Annotated in this window: 22 protein-coding genes; 21 read left to right on the plus strand and 1 reads right to left on the minus strand. The window is 37.5% G+C overall.

What is annotated here, in order from left to right; all coding sequences use genetic code 11:
* Nucleotides 1–5: 5 nt before the first annotated feature.
* Nucleotides 6–440, minus strand: coding sequence for a helix-turn-helix domain-containing protein (locus tag U9R83_RS26730; RefSeq protein WP_280157778.1), 435 nt, complete (start codon nt 438–440; stop codon nt 6–8).
* Nucleotides 441–580: 140 nt separating this feature from the next.
* On the opposite strand from U9R83_RS26730, the gene U9R83_RS26735 reads away from it, so the two are divergent.
* The 21 genes from U9R83_RS26735 to U9R83_RS26835 all read left to right on the plus strand — a co-directional run bounded on the left by U9R83_RS26735 (nt 581) and on the right by U9R83_RS26835 (nt 20,221).
* Nucleotides 581–772, plus strand: coding sequence for a helix-turn-helix transcriptional regulator (locus U9R83_RS26735; RefSeq protein WP_328575561.1), 192 nt, complete (start codon nt 581–583; stop codon nt 770–772).
* A gap of 61 nt (nt 773–833) precedes the next feature.
* Nucleotides 834–1,082 carry a hypothetical protein gene (locus U9R83_RS26740; protein WP_029325370.1) on the plus strand — a complete coding sequence of 83 codons (249 nt, stop codon included), beginning with the start codon at nt 834–836 and terminating at the stop codon, nt 1,080–1,082.
* A gap of 482 nt (nt 1,083–1,564) precedes the next feature.
* A complete protein-coding gene (locus U9R83_RS26745; protein WP_328575500.1) occupies nt 1,565–2,029 on the plus strand; it encodes a hypothetical protein in 465 nt (154 codons plus the stop codon).
* A 28-nt stretch (nt 2,030–2,057) separates the two neighbouring features.
* On the plus strand, nt 2,058–2,306 hold the full coding sequence (locus U9R83_RS26750; protein ID WP_328575501.1) for a hypothetical protein: 249 nt from the start codon (nt 2,058–2,060) through the stop codon (nt 2,304–2,306).
* A 21-nt stretch (nt 2,307–2,327) separates the two neighbouring features.
* A complete protein-coding gene (locus U9R83_RS26755) occupies nt 2,328–2,633 on the plus strand; it encodes a hypothetical protein (protein ID WP_099331424.1) in 306 nt (101 codons plus the stop codon).
* A 67-nt stretch (nt 2,634–2,700) separates the two neighbouring features.
* Entirely contained in the window at nt 2,701–3,825 is a 1,125-nt protein-coding gene (locus U9R83_RS26760) for a hypothetical protein (RefSeq protein ID WP_328575502.1), read from the plus strand.
* Between the two features lie 15 nt (nt 3,826–3,840).
* On the plus strand, nt 3,841–4,350 hold the full coding sequence (locus tag U9R83_RS26765) for a hypothetical protein (protein ID WP_328575503.1): 510 nt from the start codon (nt 3,841–3,843) through the stop codon (nt 4,348–4,350).
* Nucleotides 4,340–6,946, plus strand: a complete 2,607-nt coding sequence (locus U9R83_RS26770; protein ID WP_328575504.1) for a VirD4-like conjugal transfer protein, CD1115 family — start codon at nt 4,340–4,342, stop codon at nt 6,944–6,946. The genes U9R83_RS26765 and U9R83_RS26770 overlap by 11 nt, the downstream gene beginning before the upstream one ends.
* Entirely contained in the window at nt 6,943–7,149 is a 207-nt protein-coding gene (locus U9R83_RS26775; protein WP_328575505.1) for a hypothetical protein, read from the plus strand. The genes U9R83_RS26770 and U9R83_RS26775 overlap by 4 nt, the downstream gene beginning before the upstream one ends.
* A gap of 23 nt (nt 7,150–7,172) precedes the next feature.
* Nucleotides 7,173–9,905 (plus strand): pLS20_p028 family conjugation system transmembrane protein, encoded by a 2,733-nt coding sequence (locus U9R83_RS26780; protein ID WP_328575506.1) that lies wholly within the window; start codon nt 7,173–7,175, stop codon nt 9,903–9,905.
* Between the two features lie 39 nt (nt 9,906–9,944).
* Nucleotides 9,945–10,235, plus strand: a complete 291-nt coding sequence (locus U9R83_RS26785; protein WP_099331418.1) for a DUF5592 family protein — start codon at nt 9,945–9,947, stop codon at nt 10,233–10,235.
* Between the two features lie 15 nt (nt 10,236–10,250).
* Nucleotides 10,251–10,958 (plus strand): hypothetical protein, encoded by a 708-nt coding sequence (locus U9R83_RS26790; protein WP_328575507.1) that lies wholly within the window; start codon nt 10,251–10,253, stop codon nt 10,956–10,958.
* 20 nt (nt 10,959–10,978) lie between these two features.
* A complete protein-coding gene (locus U9R83_RS26795; protein WP_328575562.1) occupies nt 10,979–12,910 on the plus strand; it encodes a VirB4 family type IV secretion system protein in 1,932 nt (643 codons plus the stop codon).
* Nucleotides 12,911–12,913: 3 nt separating this feature from the next.
* A complete protein-coding gene (locus tag U9R83_RS26800; RefSeq protein WP_328575508.1) occupies nt 12,914–14,026 on the plus strand; it encodes a bifunctional lytic transglycosylase/C40 family peptidase in 1,113 nt (370 codons plus the stop codon).
* A gap of 14 nt (nt 14,027–14,040) precedes the next feature.
* Nucleotides 14,041–14,622 (plus strand): MerR family transcriptional regulator, encoded by a 582-nt coding sequence (locus U9R83_RS26805; RefSeq protein WP_328575509.1) that lies wholly within the window; start codon nt 14,041–14,043, stop codon nt 14,620–14,622.
* A 10-nt stretch (nt 14,623–14,632) separates the two neighbouring features.
* Nucleotides 14,633–15,520 carry a hypothetical protein gene (locus U9R83_RS26810; RefSeq protein WP_328575510.1) on the plus strand — a complete coding sequence of 296 codons (888 nt, stop codon included), beginning with the start codon at nt 14,633–14,635 and terminating at the stop codon, nt 15,518–15,520.
* A 259-nt stretch (nt 15,521–15,779) separates the two neighbouring features.
* Nucleotides 15,780–16,037, plus strand: a complete 258-nt coding sequence (locus tag U9R83_RS26815; RefSeq protein WP_328575511.1) for a hypothetical protein — start codon at nt 15,780–15,782, stop codon at nt 16,035–16,037.
* Nucleotides 16,034–17,230 (plus strand): MobP2 family relaxase, encoded by a 1,197-nt coding sequence (mobP2, locus tag U9R83_RS26820; RefSeq protein ID WP_328575512.1) that lies wholly within the window; start codon nt 16,034–16,036, stop codon nt 17,228–17,230. The genes U9R83_RS26815 and mobP2 overlap by 4 nt, the downstream gene beginning before the upstream one ends.
* Nucleotides 17,231–17,665: a hypothetical protein gene (locus U9R83_RS26825; protein ID WP_328575513.1), complete on the plus strand. Its 435-nt coding sequence runs from the start codon at nt 17,231–17,233 to the stop codon at nt 17,663–17,665.
* A gap of 50 nt (nt 17,666–17,715) precedes the next feature.
* Entirely contained in the window at nt 17,716–17,991 is a 276-nt protein-coding gene (locus tag U9R83_RS26830; protein ID WP_098250091.1) for a hypothetical protein, read from the plus strand.
* The gene (locus tag U9R83_RS26835; protein ID WP_328575514.1) at nt 17,984–20,221 is read left to right on the plus strand and encodes an ArdC-like ssDNA-binding domain-containing protein; all 2,238 of its coding nucleotides are present in this window, start codon (nt 17,984–17,986) and stop codon (nt 20,219–20,221) included. Before U9R83_RS26830 ends, U9R83_RS26835 begins: the two co-directional genes overlap by 8 nt.
* The last annotated feature ends 52 nt before the right edge of the window (nt 20,222–20,273 follow it).

The raw sequence follows: 20,273 nt of genomic DNA on the forward strand, positions 1-20,273 counted from the left end.
TATATTTAGGAGTTACTTTTTATGGATTCTAGAAAGTCTGTGAAAAGCTTTCTTTCCTTTTCTCCCAGTTGTTCAAATGCTTTTATTACGGGAGATAGGTTAGTTAATACAGGTATTATATCTGTTGTAAGTAAGCTCAAAATGACTTTGATTTCTGATGGTGACAAGTCATTTAGAATGTTAAATAGTTGTTCCTTATTTGGGTTATCTGTTTTAAATTCTTTTGAAATATCATCTGGAAGCACGTCATATAGAGTAACTCCTAATGCCTTACAAATTCTTATTAACGTTTTAATATCAGAAGTTGAATGACCGTTTTCGATCTTGCTTATCGTACCTTGTGAAGTATTAGAAAGCTCGGCTAATGTAGTAGTCGACATAAATATAGACTTTCTAAAGCTTTTAATGTTATTTCCAAGTTCGAGGTTAAATTGATCCATAAATTCATCCACCAATTGCAAAATTTTTTAATTTTATTATATCAGAAATAAACAAAAGGTGTTTTTGGTAAAAAATATTAAAAATAGAATAAAAATAATTGACTAAATTATTCGATATAGAATATACTGTGTTCAAGGAGGTGCTGGAAATAAAGACCATACGAGAAAAGAGGTTAGAAAAGAAATGGAGCCAAACTCATTTAGCTCAGTTATCAGGAGTCCCGCAACCCACTATTTCTCAAATTGAAAATGGGACTCGTCAATATCCAACGTTTGAAAATATGAAGAAAATCGCAGAGGCATTGGATCTTAGATTAGAAGATATTTTCTGACCAGGTCAGAAGGATATGAACTAAGTTTTTAAATAATTAACAGCTTAAAGGGGCGATGAACATGGAAGCACAAAAGCGACTAGCATTCTATGATATATCAGATGCACGAGCGAAAAGTGCCAAAACCTTTGATGGAAAGTTGTATACGTTAAAAGGAGGGGTAGCTGTAGAAAAAGGAACGGGCGATGTCAAACGTGTAGCTGATATTTATTATGAAGTACGCTCAGTAATGGATCAGGCTCATACCATCGTCGCTAAGCGCAGAAAGAAAGATGAGGAATTGAAGGAAGTTTTACAAAAGACCTGCTAGTTCTTAGATGCAGCATACAAGCGATTTTGAAACGTGCCGAGAGCACGAGAAGTGGTACCTTGACAATTACATATTGCGTGCCTCCCCTAAACGGATCACAAGGGGATTAAGGTATACGATAACGATAAGGTTCGATGAGTGCGTCCTAAAACTCATCGGTGATCTAGCAATAAAACAGTGACGGTGTATCCATGATCTGTGAAGAGTGATGGCGTGAGGGTAACTCCGAAGAAGCGACAACACTTCAAACAGTAGATACACGAGGTTCTTCGTACATGCCGAAAACGTTGTGCATTATTGGGCTTAGTGGAAACTATGCATGCCAATATAGGGTTTGCCCTTCCAGCCAGAAACGGGTATATATTTCCTTTCATAGCCTTGAAAAGACAGAGATGATCGCTAAACCTATGGTAAAATATTACTCTCGGTAGGTTTCAGAATCGCTTGTTATGTCTGAATATTAAGAACAAAGGAGAATGGTTATGAAAAACAAAAAATGGTTACTTTCTGCGGTGGCAGGAATCGTTGTGGCTCTTGGAATAGGCACAGCGTTTGTCTCTTCCTACAATTCAAGTGAAGTGAAAGGAAATGGTGAATTAGAAGAATTAAGTCCTCTTCAGATGAAGAAATTTATGAAAGAAGATGGTACAGGATTTATTATGTTCTCTTTTAATAAGGAAAATCGTGATTTATATATGAATGATGTTAAACGTGCAATGCAACAAGAGAATGTTGAAGGAAAGGAGTTAGATGGTCATCATCCTAAATTTGATGGTTCTAAAAGTCAAAACGACTATGGATTAGATCAACATGCTGATACTTTGGCTGTCTATAAAGATGGTGAGTTAAAACAACAAATTGAGTTAGATGAATATGATCCATCAAAATTAGAAACAGAACTTTCGCATTTTATCGAAACATCTAAAGAACTGTATTTCGAAGAATAAGAGATAAGCTTTGAAAGGTGGTGGTATCTTGACGATCTCCCAAAAGGAATTAAAGAAATCCAAAGACCTCGTGGAAAAGTTGCTAAAAGTGAATGGAAACAAATACAATGACTGGCTACATCAACAACACCAACAGTTTATTGAAGAAAATCAGGATTTAATTCTTCAAGCATTAAGCGTCTTTACAGGTGAAGAAGAGGAGGAGGAAAAAAGCGAACCGAAAGCAGCTGAATCAGTCCCTGTAAGACCACAAAGTATTCCAGTAACACAAAACTAACGAAAAAGAGGAGTGAAATACATGTTAGATTTATTAAATAGCGTGGATGTGACGCAGTTAACTTCGCATTTAACCCTGGGGGCGGCAGATGGTATGAACGGCCTCATCGAAAGTGGAAAGTCCATTATCAAATGGTTGCAGCGTATTGCGATGGTTGCCGCAGCTCTTGGCTTTTGTATAGGTGGTTATCACTTAATTTTAGGTGGAGAACGGGGTCGTCATAAATGTATCGCATGGTTTGTTGGAGGCGCAGTTGGGTTAGTGGTTGTCATGGGTGCTTATGCATTAGCTGAAGGTGTAAATACAAATATCCGATTCGGAAGTTAAGAAAGCTATACAGTCGATTGTATAGCTTTTTTCTATGCTCATTTTTAGATGAAAGGAATGGAGAAACATGCTGTCTGTCATGTTTATAAAAAGTGAGACAAAAGAGTTAAAGCCATTTCAAAAGTTATCGATTCCAGAAGCATGCGAGATAACAGAAACATTAGAAATACAGTATCGACGTACTAGAAAAAAGACTCATGCTGATTTTTTTATCCTCGATGAAGAAGATCAAGAGGTATATGCAGGAACATTGTCCATTGGATCGGGGCATGCTCGTCATGTAGTCGATCATATTAAGAAAAAGTTAAGCTCTTTAAAAATGGACGATATACAGGAAGCTCGAAAGAGAAGTTTTGTTGAACAATTGGAAAAGGAAGTACCGGAACATCTGAAAACAACAGATGGTTCTTTTTCTTTAGAGGAAGAAAAAGAGAATCATATGCAAACGACTCCAACACCTGTCCTTTCTACTCGTAATCGAAGGTTGATCTATGGAGGAGGGATTTTATCCCTTCTTATCCTTTCAGCAACGTGTTTTTCGACGGTAGCTACTTCTCAAGATCGAGCTGAAACCATTCAAGATTTACAAAAACAAGTCAAACTTGAACAAAAAATAACAGGAACATATGAAAGAGCGCTCTTAGGGGATTCAGAAGGGGCTTTAAAACAGCTTTCTTCTATTGATGAACAAAGTCTTACGAACGAACAGAAAAACGTTTATATGAACCTTCTCGTCGATCAAAAAAAGTATAAAGAAGCTGTTAAGCTTCAGGGAAACCATCCAGAAGTAGTGGAAAGCATGATTTCAAAGAAGGGGGATGTTAATGCGTTAAAAGAGTTCCAACAAACGTTTCCTTCGCCAAATGGAGCTTTTGATCTTGCCTATCACGAACAGCGATGGGGAGATATGATGAGCCAATCAGGAGTAGACATGACGGATAAACGATATGAAATGAAGGCTTATGGATATCTGAAGCTAGATAAAGTAAAGGAGGCCAAAGAAGCAGCAGCACATATTCAAAGCCAAGAATTGAATCAAAAAATAGAAACCTATGAAAAAACGAAAAAAAATATAGAAGAAACGAAAAAACAAGTGGAGGAAGAGAACAAGAAAGACAAAAAAGATGAAAACAAAATCAAGTCGTTAACGGATCAGCAAAAGAAACAAGAAGAAGCTTTAAAAAATTTATAAGAAAGGATGAATAAGATGTATACACAACAAAAAGTGAACAATCAGAAGCAAGCCTTTGTCGTAGGGGTCGAGTACTATGAAGAAGATTTATTTTTAGAAATCGAATTAGGCACGTTTTACACGACTCAGCTCCATGCTCAACGTATTGCGAACAGTGTTCATAATGTCATTCTTTTAGAGAATCAGATTGTCATTATCTTTAAAAATGCCGATTCGATCACTCTTACAGACGAATTTCTGAAATATGCGTTTAAGTTTCGATTATGCACGAAACCAACGATGCCTCCTTTTGATATCTCCAAGCTCACTCAACAAGAAAAAGACGACTTAATTTGTAATGAAGCCTATATGGTGACAGAAGAGGATATGAAAGAGGTGCAATGGGACATTAACACGGCTTTTCGCTACCTTCAACATAAGTATGAGGCAAGAGATCAAACGTTCTTTTCTCTTTCATCGAGTGCCTATTATGTCATTCCTACTTCTGAAGAGATTGACCAGGAGGGAATGAGAAATGCAACCTAATAAATCCATCAAATATGTGTTCGCTGAAAAACAAGTACTTATTCCTTTAAGTGCTTGTTTTTTTGCGTCTATTCTACTCATCTTAAATTTTCTTTTTAACATAATGAGGAATCTCGTTCAAACAACGTTTAATGATGTATTTGAACCGCAGCCTTTTCATTTGAAAACATCTTTTCTGACAGAGATTCATCTTCAACAGTACACACCTTTATATGGAGCGATGTGTTTAGTGGCTGCCTTATTAACAGCAAAATTTGCATACCACATTCGATCCAACTTCAAAGATTTAAACCACAATCAAAAAGGATCGGGGCGATTTACAACAAGAAGTGAACTGAAAAAGCAATATCGAAAAGTGCCTGAAAAAACAACAACGTATCAAGGTGGAGGTGGTGTACCTGTTTCACGTATTCAAACCTATGACCTCCTTCAGAATTGGAAGGAATATAGAGCTTTAAAGGGAATAGAGAAGCTTCTCAAAACTCATAAGCTTTTTTCAAAAAGAGGATATTTACTTATCGATGATTCACCCGTTAATAATTTAATCATTGGGATTACACGATCAGGGAAAGGGGAAACGTTTGTTTTTCCAACAATCGACGTATACTCTAGGGCTGAAAAGCAACCTGCTCTTGTACTCAACGATCCAAAAGCTGAGATCCTTGCAGCTTCGAAAGAGATTCTTGAAAAGAGGGGGTATCATATTGAAGTTTTAAACTTACTCAATCCATTAGAATCAATGAGCTATAACCTGTTGGAAATGATAAAAGAAACCTATAAAGACGGTGATTATTCTACTGCCCAAGCATTGTGTAATACGTTATCCTATACGCTTTACTACAATCCAAATGCCAAAGATCCGTTCTGGCAACAATGTGCCATGAGTTTATGTAATGCCATGATTCTTGCTGTAACGGATAAGTGTATTAATGAAAAGGAAGAGCATAAAATTACGATGTACACAGTAGCGAATATGTTGTCGGAGTTAGGCTCTAAAGAGGTTGTGATTAATAAAAAAGGAGATACGCAAAATGCGTTGGATTTGTATTTTGATGGGCTTCCCACAGAAAGTGTAGCCAAAATGCAGTATGCGACATCGAACTTCTCAAAAGGCACGACAAGAGGAGGGATTTTCACTCAAACAATGAATGGTTTATCCATTTTTACGTTTGATGAAATTGCCAAGATGACCTCTAAAAACAGCGTCGATTTAAAACGTGTGGGTTTTGGAAAAACAATCAAAGGAACAGCAGCACCTCTTACTCGCTTAGAGATCATCTTTCTAGACGGTCAAACGGAAACCATTAAAACGGATGGAAAAGGATTATTCGAACTCAACTTTACAAGTGATTTGAAGCAAAATGATGAAATTATTCTAACCGAAAAGTTGAGTGATAAAATTGTTACTTCGTCCAGACTACAATCGGTTATTTCTATTAACAGAATCACGAAAGAGACAGGAACTACTGCATTTACAGTTGAAAAGCAGCATCCAACCATTCATGTAAAGGAAGTGACGTATTTTACAAAACCAATTGCTATATTCATGGTCACACCTGACTATGATTCAAGTAATCATGTGATAGCATCGATTTTTGTTCGTCAGTTGTATTATATACTTGCCAAAAATGCTTCCTTGGCACGAGGAAACAAGTGTCATCGAGAAGTCATTTTTTTACTTGATGAGTTCGGAAATATGCCTGCGATTGAAGGAATGTCGAACATTATCACCGTTTGTTTAGGTCGAAATATACGTTTTAATTTAGTTATTCAAGCATATCCGCAGCTGAAAAATAAGTATGGAGATGACGCAGCAACAATTGAAGGAAACTGTGGGAATACGATCTACGTTCTCACGAACAACTATGATACAGCACAAGAGGTTTCGAAAAAGCTTGGAGAAAGCACGATTAACTCAACATCTCGAAGTGGAAAAGGACTTTCTACTGATAAGAGCAAGACTGAAGGTGTTGATAACAAGCATCTTTTAACACCTAATGAGTTAATGGAATTAAAAGAAGGAGAAAGTGTCGTCATTCGGGTTGTCAAAAGGCAAGATAAAAAACGTCGTAGAGTCAAAGCGCATCCCATCTATAATACTGGAAAAACATCCTTGAAATACCGTTGGGAATACCTTGGAGATGACTTTAACACAGATCGTTCGATTCTAGATATTGATATATCGTCTTTACATGAAAGAGTTAACCCAAGATCCTTGGTGATTCATAATTTCTTTCCTTTTCAATCACAAGCTCCATCAGTGGAAAAACAAGATGAACTAGCTGATGATCTGTTTACTTCTCTAACGTATGAGAACTATAAAACTAAGACAGTCAAAGAGTTCTTTGATGGAGATAAGAACGTTTCTACTGCTCTAAAAGAACACTTACCAAAAGCGATGAATAAAACGGTGGAAGAGATTGAGCAACAGTCCATGAGTGATTTTGAAGAGGAATTAACAATGTTAGGAGTTAGTGACCAACTGAATAAAAATGTTCACAAACTTCTTGAAGTGAAAATAACTACCATCATCAAGAAGTTACAACATGAGATGGAAAAACAAGAAGCTTACTATCAAAAGGAGGAGAAAGAATGACGAGTATTTCAAAGGAATTAGAGCGTATTTTAGAGGACTATGCACCGATTGTGAAGGAAGGGAAACACGTGTTAATTGGTTTGCTAGATGGCACTATACATTTGGAAAAAGGGAAGGAAGGAGAAGCACCTGTGCAAATTCGTGTTTCTTCTCTAGATGAACGATTAGAGATAACCGTTGATACGTTGTTTCAAGGCATGTAATGCGTGCATAAGGAGATGAGCAGATGAAAGATGAAGAAATTCTTGAAAAGCTACATGAGTTTTCGGAGTACTTAGATGTTGGAAATATCCTCACTTATTTATTACGGAAATTGGGTTGGGGTTGTATTCAAGTTCTTTCATTTCTAGTGGATGGACTAGAAGGGATTACAGACAGTGTATTAGGCGTTAAATCGTTTTTTAATTCACCTGACATTCTAGACTTTATTACGAAGATTCAACCCTTTTTATATGTGTTACTGGCCTTTTCCTTTCTGTATATCGGCTACATGTTGATTATTCAGAAGAAAGTCAATCGTGAACAAATTATGATTAACATTTTTATTTCGATGGCAGTCTTACTTTTATTAAACACGAGTATGTTAAAGGCAGATAAGTTCACTGATCAAGCCATTGAAGCTGTTGATTTAAATGAAAAAGGAACCGTAAGTGAAAAGATTATTAAAAGTAATCTAACGGATGTCGCGCAATTTGACCTTGCAAAATGGAAGAGTCCCAAATTGAAAGAACCGAATAAAGTCCCTCAAAAGAATATTATGATGATTGATATTACTGAAAAGATGGATGATAAATTTAAAGTTTCTAAATATAAAGAATTAAGTGCTGATGGAAAAGACATAATTACACATAAAACTGCCTTGACACCAGATGGAAAAGATGGAGTTGCAGAGCTAGATAATGGATGGTTCGATTTCTTTCCAGAACTCTATTATCGATGGTCATGGAACTTCTGGACAATTGCCATCTCCCTTTTTGTGATAGGGATGACGTTGTTATTTACGTCTATTAAGTTAGCAAAACTATGTTACGAGCTAGGGTTCAATGCGATTTTAGCCCAATTAGTTGCGCCTGCCGATGTAGCAGATGGGCAGAAATTAAAAGCTGTTCTAAAAAATATCCTAAATACATTTCTAGTGACAATTATGATCTTTATATCCATGAAGGTCTATTTAATGGGAACGGTCTTTATTAGCGATAAGCTAGAAGGTATTCCGTATCTTATCGCATTGATTGCCTTTAGTATTGCCGTTGTAGATGGCCCGATTATGTGTGAGCGTCTTTTTGGCATTGATGCTGGCTTGAAAAGTGGTTGGGGTGCTCTGGCAGGAGGTTTTGCGATGGCAAAAGGACTTGAAAGTGGCATAAATATGATGGGCAGAACAGCAAAAGGAGGAGCCAACCTTGCCAAAGGGATTGGTGGTGTAGGAAAAGGTCTTGGTAGTGGTGCTCTTCAGACAGCAGCAGGAGTTGGAGGTCTTGGAAAAGGGTTAGCTACACAAGGAAATAAAGAAAAACAGCCAGCTCTACATGAAGAAATGAAAAAGGCAGGAATGCCAGGTGAAAAAGGAAACGCTGCTTCTAAAGGTCAAAACGCAGGTAATGAGAAAAAGGACCGACAACAAGGGTTATCTTCTACTGAAAAACAAGAAGGAGGTAAAAATGGTGAAGGGAATGCTTCAGAAGGAAAAGGAGCAGGTCAAGGCAGCTCTTTACAAGATGAGATGCAAGCAGCAGGTGTTTCTACTGATAGTCAAGGATCAACTTCCTCTGTAGAAGGTGGAAATACATCTTTACAAGATGAAATGCAAGCTTCTGGTTACGCTGAAAGTGCAAGTGAAGGTACCGGATTTTCTGTAGAAGGTGGAAGTGCTTCTCTACAAGATGAAATGCAAGCTTCTGGTTACGCTGAAAGTGCAAGTGAAGGTACCGGATTTTCTGTAGAAGGTGGAAGTGCTTCTCTACAAGATGAAATGCAAGCTTCTGGTTACGCTGAAAGTGCAAGTGAAGGTACTGGATCTTCTGTAGAAGGTGGAAATGCTTCTCTACATGATGAAATGCAAGCTTCTGGTCAGAATGGAAGCACAAATGGAGGCAGCTCCTCTGTAGGAAAGGCAAGTACTTCTCTACATGATGAAATGCAGGCTTCTGGTCAGAATGGAAGCACAAATGGAGGCAGCTCCTCTGTAGGGAAAGCAAGTGCTCCTCTACATGGTGAAATGCAAGCTTCTGGTCAGAGTGGGAGCACAAATGGAGGCAGCTCTTCTGTAGGAAAGGCAAGTGCTCCTCTACATGGTGAAATGCAAGTTTCTGGTCAGAATGGAAGCACAAATGGAGGCAGCTTCTCTGTAGGAAAGGCAAGTGCTCCTCTTCATGAAGAAATCCAAACTTCCGGTTACGGCGGAAGTACAAGCGAAGGCGGATCTTCTATAGGAAGTACAAGTACGCCTGTTCATGAGGAAATTCAAACTTCCGGTTACGGTGGAAGTACAAGCGAAGGCGGATCTTCTGTAGGAAGTATGAGTACACCTGTTCATGAGGAAATCCAAACTTCCGGTTACGGCGGAAGTACAAGTGAAGGTGGCTCTTCTGTAGAAAACGTAAGCTATCCTACACCAACAAGAGAACCTTCTGTTTCCATGCCAAAAGGGATGGATCAAGCACAAGCACAAGTGGCAGCTACACAAGAACCCCGTCAAGCAAAACAACCAATTGAAAAAGACACAGTTCCTGCTTCAACAGAAGATATTCCAATGCCGCATCAACATCGAACAGAAACACGTAATATTGCACAAGTGGTACGGGATAATGTCAAAGAGAGCGTAGGAAAGGTAAGAGAACGTATTGATAACTCACAAACGATCCATAAAACTAAACGTTCTTATCAAATTGGACGAAATACAGGACGAGATTTACGAAACCTTGGATCAAAGAAGCGAAATAAACCAGATGAGAAGTAACAGACGTTACTTCTCTTTTTTATGGAAAGGAGAAAGATCATGGGAAACTATAACATCCCGAAAGAAATCTCAACGGAACTAAAGATTAATAAATCTCTTTATCTCTTTGATTTGCTGTTTATTATTGGCTTACTGATGGTCACGATGATGTTACGTTTTTTTATTCATCCAACTCTTCAAATTCCCTTTTACATCTTCATGGGCGTATTTGGGCTATTGATGATCGTTAGACCAAGTACGAACCCTAAAAAACGGATGTATGAGGCGTTATTGCTTACATTGGTACGAAAGAAGAGCACGTATTGTGCAATAGATCGAGATCAAGAATAAAGGAGGGTATGATTGATGGCATTATTTGATGAAAGAATCCTAGAAAAAGAGAAACCTATTTTAAAAGAAAAAAAGACAAGTACATCCCTTCTCTTTGATGAAAAGGAACTGGATAAACAGATTGCTCGTACAAAGAAAAAGAATCCTTTTTCTCTGTTACAACCTTCAAAGGCCAAAAAGGAAAAAGAGAAGCTACCGGAGGTAAAGAAAAGTGTCGCTGATATTATTCCCATTATCGATCAAACGGATAGTGGGTTATTTCAACTAAAGGATGAGGGAGGATTTTTTGGGATCTGGCAGCTTCAGAGTACAGATATTAATGCCATGCATGACCAAGAGGCAGGACGCAATATCTATACACTGGCGAAAACATACCAGGGCGATAAAGATCCATTTAAAATTATCTCATTAAACTTGCCTGTTTCCACACAAAAGCAACAACAGTATCTTGAAAAGAAGATTCGAGAGGCCAATAATGGGTTATCTCTTCGATTCTTACAAAAGAAATTAAAAGAGCTTCAATATTTAGAATGGGGGCGAACCAATCGAGAATACTTTCTTTTCCTATATGGACCAACTGAACTGGCTGTAAAAGAGCGAAAAGACCAATTTATGCGAGATATTCAACTGGCTATCCCTCTGTTACCTGTTTCGGATGAAAAACAAATGAACCTTCTTTACAAACTCTACAATCAAAACGCCAAGCTTGGTAATAAACAATAAGAAAGGATGATAAACCAATGATGACGTTACCTTTTGGAAAAAAAGAGAAAACACCTCAAGAAATCAAACAGAAAAAAGGATACAATCCTCATTTTGTGGCACAGATTCAACCACAAGGGGGCGTGAGCTTTAAAGAAAACCTCGTTCGAAACGGAGATGGATATTCAACTTGTATTCATATTTATGAGTACCCAACGAACGTGAATGATTTTTGGCTGGAACCGATTATGAATATGCCCAATGCCATTACTACCTTAGATGTGGTAAGCGATGAGCGAAAACAAGTCGTAGAAGCAATCAATAAAAATATGTCGGAACAAAATGCACGGCATGTGAATGCCAAAGAAAACATTGATCGTATGGATGCCCAAGAACAGTATTTAGATATGAAAGAGTTATACCGTCAAGTCACAAATGGTGAAGTAATCAAACGGATACACCTTCGCATTTATATTGCAGAAAAAACGATTCCTGACTTAGAAAAGCGATTAAAAGAAGTCATTCACCATCTGGAAACGCATAACTTCAGAGGATCCATTTTCTTAAATGAGCAAGAGTATGAGTGGGAATCATTAGTGACGCATTTTGATATACAGAAGAAATACCCTAATAAGCGAAAAGGAAAGGAAATCCCCGCATTAGCACTAGCCGGAGGGTTTCCTTTTCATTTTACTCACTTAGATGATCCATACGGCACGTATCAAGGGACAACTCGTACAGGTGGCAGCGTCATCTTTGATTTGTTTCATAAAGATCAACAACGAAAAAGTTATAATGCGGTGTTGATGGGCTTAATGGGCGCAGGTAAGTCCACGTTTTTAAAGAAAGTCACCACAGATAATGCCATTAAAGGCTATAAGATTCGAGGCTTTGATATTGTAGGAGAGTTTGAAAGTCTCGTTAGAGAATTGGGAGGAAAACAGATTGCCCTAGATGGATCGGAAGGGCAAATTAATCCTTTACAGGTATTTAAAACACATGAACATGAGATTAATAGCTTTACGCAGCATTTATCCAAACTAACTGTTTTTTATCGTTTTATTGCACCAGAAGCAAAAGATGATGAATTAAAAGAGTATGAAAAGCTACTTCGTAAACTCTATATTCAAAAGCAGTTATGGAACGATGAAAAAGGTGCAAGCAATTACATTACAGGGCATTCACCAGAAGCCTATCCAACGTTTAGTGAATTTCTATACCTCATTCGAAAAGAGTTATATGCAGATGAGGAAACAAGAGAACACCATCCGAACTTAGGAGAGTATCGAAAACGTAGACTTGAACTCATTGAGCTGAACATTGAAAACTTGGTTGAAACATACGCTCATTTGTTTGATGGCATTTCTACCATTGAAGATTTCAACGATGAACAAGTCGTATTTTTCTCCATCCGTCATTTATCAAAATTAAAAGATGAAATTGCACAAGCACAGCTTTTCAACGTCATGAGTTTATTATGGGATGGTATGCTGCAGAATGGCGAACCGCAATTGGCAGCCTATACAAAAGGGACATTAGCCTTTGAAGATGCCATACGCTACTTAATCGTGATTGATGAGGCTCATCACATAGTCAACACGAAAAGAGGCAATGAACATGCCTTAGATTTCCTAACAGAGTTCAGTCGAGAAGCACGTAAATACTTTGCAGGTTTGATCTACGCAAGTCATTTAATCAGTGACTTCGTGCCAGACGGTTCGGAACAAACAGCGATTGAAAAAATTAAAAAGCTTTTTGATTTAACGCAATATAAATTCATCATGCAGCAGGATGACAACAACTTAGATACGATTCAACGAGTGTTTAAAACAGGGATTACCGACAGCGAATTGGCTGAAATTCCGAAGCTACCAATTGGGGATGTGCTGCTTTGTATTAAGTCCGTAAAAAACATTCTGTTTCATATTGAAATCGATGAGGAAGAAAAAGTGCTGTACGGTGGAGGTGCATAAGCCTTGCATATCGTTTTACAGCTCATTCCCAAAAAATATTTGATTGGAGGCACGTTGATCCTATTAGGATTATCGGGCCTCTTAATCATGAGTACGATTGTAGCCATTACAGGTGAATTTGAAAAAGATAGTCAACAAAGTGAGGTAACAGAGATTGAAGGTGGGGGCATTGGCGTAGGAACAGCTAATGTGTCACCAGAGGTTATGAAGTATCAACCCTTGCTTGAAAAGTACGCACAAAAACATGGGCTAGATGCTTCGTATGTGCCGATTATGATGGCACTTATGATGCAAGAAAGTGGAGGAAGAGGCAATGATCCAATGCAAAGCAGTGAGTCATTTTGTGGCTCGGTTGGATGTATTTCTAGTCCTGAATTATCGGTTGATAAAGGAGTTTTACATTTTAAAAGTGTCCTAGAAAAAGCGCATTATGATTTGAAGCTTTGCCTTCAGTCATACAATTTTGGCGGTGGATTTATCAATTATGTCATGAAAAATGGAGGGGAATATACACCAGAGTTAGCGATTTCTTTTTCACAATTGCAATATCAAAAGGTAAAACATACAGGAAATTACCACTGTGTACGTCCTGAAATGGTTCCTTATTCCGCCTGTTATGGCGACGCAAAATATGTTGATGCGGTCTTAAAATATTACACAGGAACGATTACAGCTGACGGAAAACCGGCTGCTCCTGCGAGTGGCGGAAGTGGCGATAAATCGGGTGTGAAAGTGATTGACGCAGGTAAAACCTTGATTGGCAAAACACGTTATGTATTTGGTGGTGGGCGCTCTCAATCTGATATTAATGCAGGACGTTTTGACTGTTCTAGTTTCGTAAGATGGGCATTCGAGCAAGTAGGAATGAATGTTGGTCCAATGTCGGGTGTAACAACCGATACACTCAAAACCCAAGGGCAAGCAATCAATCCAAAAGACATGAAGCCTGGCGACGTAGTGTTTTTCGATACCTACAAAATAGACGGCCATGTCGGCATTTACGTTGGTAATAATCAGTTTTTAGGCTGCCAAGGAAAAACAGGTGTAGCCATCGCAAGTATGGCAAAAGGAACGTATTTTGGTGAACGATTCAATGGAAGAGTAAAACGATTCTAAAAGGAGAAAAGGCGATGAAAAACAAAGCAGCACTACTATTTGGAGCGCTTGCCCTTGTGGTGGCAGGCGTGACCATTTTTAATATCTACCTTAACCATAATATCTCCAACACAACAGCTTCGAAACAAATTCAAGTCACAAATGACAGCTTACAAGAAGAAAATAAAGAGCTAAAAAAACAACTACGTGAAGTTCGCCCTTCTGCCCAAGAACAACAAAAACGAGATTACTTGAATACGGTTCATCAATTCATCGATGTGTCTTATCATCGTGAAAAAGATGGATTTGAGGAACGAAAAAAGATCGCAAAATCAATTATGGACAAAGAACTTTATGAGCAATTTTATCCTTCTGAAAAGTTCGTATATGGAGATAGTTACACTTCCATTCCAAACGATGTACAGCTTTATGTACAACAATATGATGGAGGGCAAGAAGAGGTCGAGGTGATTGCTGAGTTTACAAATCATCTTGTGATAAAAGATGAGAATGTGGACGATCAAACGCATGACATTATCAAAGTTTCTTTACGAAAAGAAGAGAACAAATGGGTGGTTTATAGTATCGAAGAATTGAAAACAGAAATCATGAAATGAGGTGGAGTAGGTGGCATTTAAGAAGCAATTAGAAGATTATCGATTTAATTTAAATCGCAATCGGTCATGGAAGTATACAGCTGTTTTAATCTTTTTCTTTATCGGTTTTTTATCCTTACTGACATCAAAATTCTACTTAAAAACAGAAGATCCGTTGTATCATACCAAAACCTATGAGGCGGTTTCTTCTAACATAACAGGAACCGTCACGATTGAAAATCGTGTGTATCATCCGGCTACTGACTCACTGGATATGGTGATCAAAATGGATCAAACAGATGAAGAAGAAGTAAGCTTTGTGGCACAAGAAAAAGCGAATCCAAACATCAAATTACCTGTTCATTTATTGTATGAAGATGATGGCTATTATGTCGTAAGAATCAGCGATTTGTCTTCAAATTGGGAAGCACTTGCCTTTGATCTGTATCAAGAAAATGAAGAAAAAGAAACGGTAAACGTGGATGACGTAACGAGTGATTCAGAAGCAGATTCATCAGAGGAAATAGACGCCAATGCGTTAATTACAACACTCTATTCTGACCAACGAAAAACGAAAAGTGAAGAAGGAAAAGGAACCAAAAGCAAACAAGAATATGCGCTTTTGGTCAATGATTTAGAGAAGCAGTTTGTCAAAAAGAAAATGAAAAACTATGAAAAAGCCATCACGGTAGAAGCCAAACATAAACGCCAAACGCAACAAGAAATGAACGAGTTACAACGTGATATGAAGTACCAAGTAGAGGAGGAAAAAGCCGATACCGAATCAAAAATTGCGATGAAAAAGGATGCCATTCAATCGAGTGATGCAAGCATTCAGCTCTATAAAGATGAACAAAAAAGTTTACAAGAAAAGCTCCAAAAATTGAATGAAAAGCAACAAGATTTAGCCATGAAGTGAAAAAACACAGGGGGACGCAAAGGGGACATGGCTCCAAAACAGGGGGACATAAAGGGGACATTGAGGTTTTAAAGGGGGACGCAAAAGGGACGTACACCAAAAAAAAGGGGACGCAAAGGGGACATTAAGCGACTTTCTTTGATATCACGGTTTTGCTAGGCTCTGCCTAGCCTATCACACCCTGTGATAGCAAAAACCCCTTATGCTCTTCTCTCTTTTGTAGTGGGGAACCACAATTTACAGGAAAGGAACGAATGTTATGGATATTCTTTTACGAGATATTGATCCAACTGCCGTAAAAAAAATAGATGAGATTGCAAAAGAAAAAAAGATTTCTCGTCAAGAATTCTTAAAAGGTCAGGTTGAAACACTGGCTGTTTTTCAAGAACAAAAAGATCGTGAAGCAGAACTCGAAAATATCATTTATAAAAATATAAAGATGATGGAAAAATGTGCAGTTGCAATTGAAACAATCAATGGATTTATTCAAGATATGACGGGGGAAGTTGAGGAATGAGTACGCCTTCTGTTATTCCAGGTGTGGTGTTGAAAACAAAATTTGTTACATCTGATAAAAAGGCTTTTCAAGATTATGTTGATTATGTAGATCGTGATGATGCAAAAAAAGAACAGGAAGTACATGAGAAACTATTTACTCTTTATCAAGATTATATGGATAACCCTGATAAGACATCTTCGTTGTTTACCCAACAGTCAAATCAATTGAATGACGAGGAGAAAAAGCAATTAAAAAAGTTGTTTGAAAAAGCACAGAAAAATAACAGTATTATGTGGCAAGATGTCATTACATTTCATAACCCGTGGCTCCAAGAAAATGGTTTATATGATGCTGATACTCATACAGTGGATGAGAAAAAATTAATGGATATTACCCGTCAGTCCATGAAGGAAATGCTTAAAAGGGAAAGGCTAAATGAGTCGGCTGTTTGGTCGGCTGCTATACACTACAATACAGGTAACATTCATATTCATATCGCAACAGTAGAACCACAACCTACTCGTGAACGAGGCAAAAGAAAGCCTAAAACGTTGGATGCGATGAAGTCAACAGTCGTGAATCAAATTTTAAATCGAGGTGAGCAGCACCAGAAAATAAATGAGTTAATTCGAAAGGATATGGTCGGGAAAAAGAAGCAGGATTCTTCATTAAAGTGGAAGAATCGTGACATTCAACCATTGTTTCTCCAAATTTATAATCATCTTCCAGAAGATAAAAGGCAGTGGCAATATAGTTACCGAACATTAAAACCAATGAAGCCATTTATTGATGTGTTGAGTCAAAAATATATTGAAAAGTATCATCGTAATGAATACCAACAATTACTTGGAAAATTAGATAAGGAAGTAGAGGAATTAAAGAAAGCCTATGGAGAAGGAAAGGTTGATGAGAAACGATATAAGAACTATAAGCAAACGAAAATTGATGATCTTTATAAGCGAATGGGCAATGCTTTCTTAAAAGAAATGAAAGATTATGATAAGCAGCAGCAACAGATTAAAAGAATGATAGAAAGTAAGAAACAATCAAAACGTCCTGCAAGTTTTAACCAAAAGGTCTCTATGCATTTTGCATTAAAAAAGATGGAGCGAGCGTTTAAATCAGAATATGAAAGTTGGAAAAACCAACAACATTATGAACGATTACAAAAAGAAATTGAACATAATCGTCAGGAAGAGAGGAGTTATTAAATGAACAAGCAACGCATGAAATTATCGTTAAATGAAGAAACAAAAAAATACATCCAAGCATATATGGAAGAAAATAATATTGGGTTTACGGGTGAGGCTATTGCTCAAATTTGCAAAGAACATAAAGAAGCAAGAAGTAATGAATGGTCATTGAAATACATTTCAGAAGTGGTGAGTAACAACTTACATCAGGCTTTAAAAGAGGAGTTAACAAAGATTCGTCTTGGCGCAAACAGTGCTGATAAAAACACACAAATTTTAATTGAATATATGAACGGTCTTTTCTTCCATCACGGTTTTGATGGATTAATGACAACCGATTTACAAGAGTTAGATAGCACAAAGGTTGCGAAGGAAGCTGTTGAGAAGCGTATTGCAAATCAACGTCAAAAACGGATTGATTGGGAAGAGTCCAAAGGGAAACAACCATCTTAATGATGGATTTATATAAAGATAGTTTTAAAAATATAGAGGAGGAATCAAACATGTTTTTTAACAAGGATTTAGTGTTAGCTTCGATCAAAGCTGTAGGAGAGGATCATGCCATTGTACAGTATCAAGACAAAGAGGTAGAAGTGAATTTAAGTCCAGAAGAAGCGAAGGAGTTTCATCAATATGTCGTGCATCAAGAGAATATGTTGGTGCCGATGAATATCAAAACACAGAAGCTTTTTGTGGATTTAGAGGAACCTTGGTATGAACAAGAATTAGAAGAGCTCAAGGGGATCTCCTATGAAGAAGAGGAGGAAGAAAATGAGTAAAACCTATGCGGAAAAATCCATCGAAGATAAGCGTAAAGAGGTGGAAGAGTTAACGAATGGGATGGAGGAAAAGGTTGAGCAGCATTTTCATTCTGCCGAAGAATTAAAAGACTACTTATCTTTTATGGGTAAGTTTTATCAGTACTCCATGTTGAATTCGGCTCTCATCCAAAAACAGTTTAGAGGTGCGCAAGCTGTTGGGTCATTTAAGTTTTGGAAAGATAAAGGATTCTCTGTCAATAAAGGAGAGAATGGTATTAAAATTCTTGTACCAAACAAAACCGTTCCCAAATTTAAGGATGAAAATGGAAAATGGAAGTCGGTTAATAAAGCCACTCCTCAAGAAAAAAAACTCATTCAAGAGGGGAAAAATGAAGTAACTCAAGGTCAACTATATTTTTCAGTCGGCAATACGTTTGATATTAGTCAGACGAATGCGAAAGCAAGTGATTTACCTAAGATATTCCCCAATCGTTGGTTAGAAGGAAACGTGGAGGACTACATGGTGCTTTATAAAGGGATGGAAGCCATTGCGAAAAAAAACGGTATTTCCATCATTGCACCTAAAGAAGAACTGGGCAGCGCAAAAGGCGCGTGTTATCCACTAACGAAGGAGGTTGCGTTAAATCCTCGTAACTCTGAACGTCAAAATGTAAAGACGCTTCTTCACGAAATGACGCATGCTAAGCTGCATACGACTGAATCAAGAGCTAACTATACGGATGCAGAAAGAGAATTTCAGGCAGAAATGACAGCTTATACGGTTTCTTCTTATTTTGGGATTGATACGAGCGAGTATTCGCTTAATTACCTGTCACACTGGACAAAAGGAAAGAGCTTTGAAGATAAAACTAAACTTTTAAAAGAAGTACATGAAACGTCCGTTGGCTTTATTGAAACAATAGAAGAAACGTTGGTAAAAGAACGAGAAAAAAATCATTCATCAGAAAAAAAGGATGAAAAACAGCAGCAGACAGATCCTCTTTCTTCTGAAAATGAGAAGGGGATCATCAATGGTCAAGTTCAAGAACCACCTCTTACTTTTCAAGAACGTGTTGAAGTGGATAATCAAATGCAATTCCAAACACCTACAGATACCATCCAAGAGAAAAAAGAAGAACAGGAAATCCAAAGGAAAGGGAGCTTAAAAAGCTCTCTTTTTTATCGTTCAAATACTACTTTAATGGAGGAATATATGATGAAAAAAATTACGTCTCTTTCAAATGACCAATTTAAAGCGCTTATTTCCGATAAACGAGAACTTAAGAAGTATATGAAACATCCACAAAATGAAAAAATCCAGGCAGATTGGGCCAACATCAGTGAGAAACAGTTGCAAGACATCCCTTCTGGTGCTGTTTACTTAACACAATCAGCTCTAGGAGAGGAAAAACCGCAGGTTTTACTTGTTTCTACGGATGAAAAAGGGAAAAAACAAGCCTATAAAAGTGAAGCGACAGTTGATTTTTTGAGAAGTCATGATGTGAATCCTGTTTTAGAGAAAGATCGAGAAACGCAGCTCAAAACAAGCTACCTTACGTTTTTACAAGCGCATGAAAAAGAAAAGCCTCAAGATATTGATAGTATGTTAGCACGTGTGAACGCAGAAAACGATTATGTGATGTTGAAATCTAGTGCTTTAAAGGAAAAGCAGTTTACCCCTGACCAATTGAAAGGAATGGAAAATGAACTTTCTCATCAGTTTCAAGCACGAAAACAGGCACAAGAAAAGGATCAATATCAAGGAAATTACAAACAAGAAGTACTAGAAGTTATGCAGCAGCCTAGTGAAGAAACACAGTATAAGCAGCTATTTAAACAAAGCTTGCTGGCCCAATTAGGCATATCAGATGAAAAAGAGTCTTCTAAAGAAGTGAAAAAGGAAGCTGAGTCAGAAAAGGGTCCTGTCGAAAAGCAGCTCAAACAAGAAACACCTCAAGAGAAAGAACAGCGTTTGGCCAAAATGAAGGAATTTGAACAAAAGCATTCCTTTGATAAGGTGTACAAATTAAAAAAAGAAGTGCTGCAGGAATTAAAAGAGCTGAATTTGACTGATTCTCAACGTGAGAAATTAACAAAACTTGAAAAGGCTTTGGACACGGAGAAAAAGGATCATGACAAGCAGAAGAAAGAAGAGAAATCACAAAATGGATTTACCAAGTTTTTTGCACGGAATAATGGAGCACTTTCTTCAAAAAAACAGAAAGACCAACAAGAAATAGAACGTTAAAAATGGCAAAAGTTTGAAAAAGGTAAGAGGACTAAATATTATATTTAGTCCT

Source organism: Priestia sp. LL-8 (assembly GCF_036227845.1).
Lineage (GTDB): Bacteria > Bacillota > Bacilli > Bacillales > Bacillaceae_H > Priestia > Priestia zanthoxyli.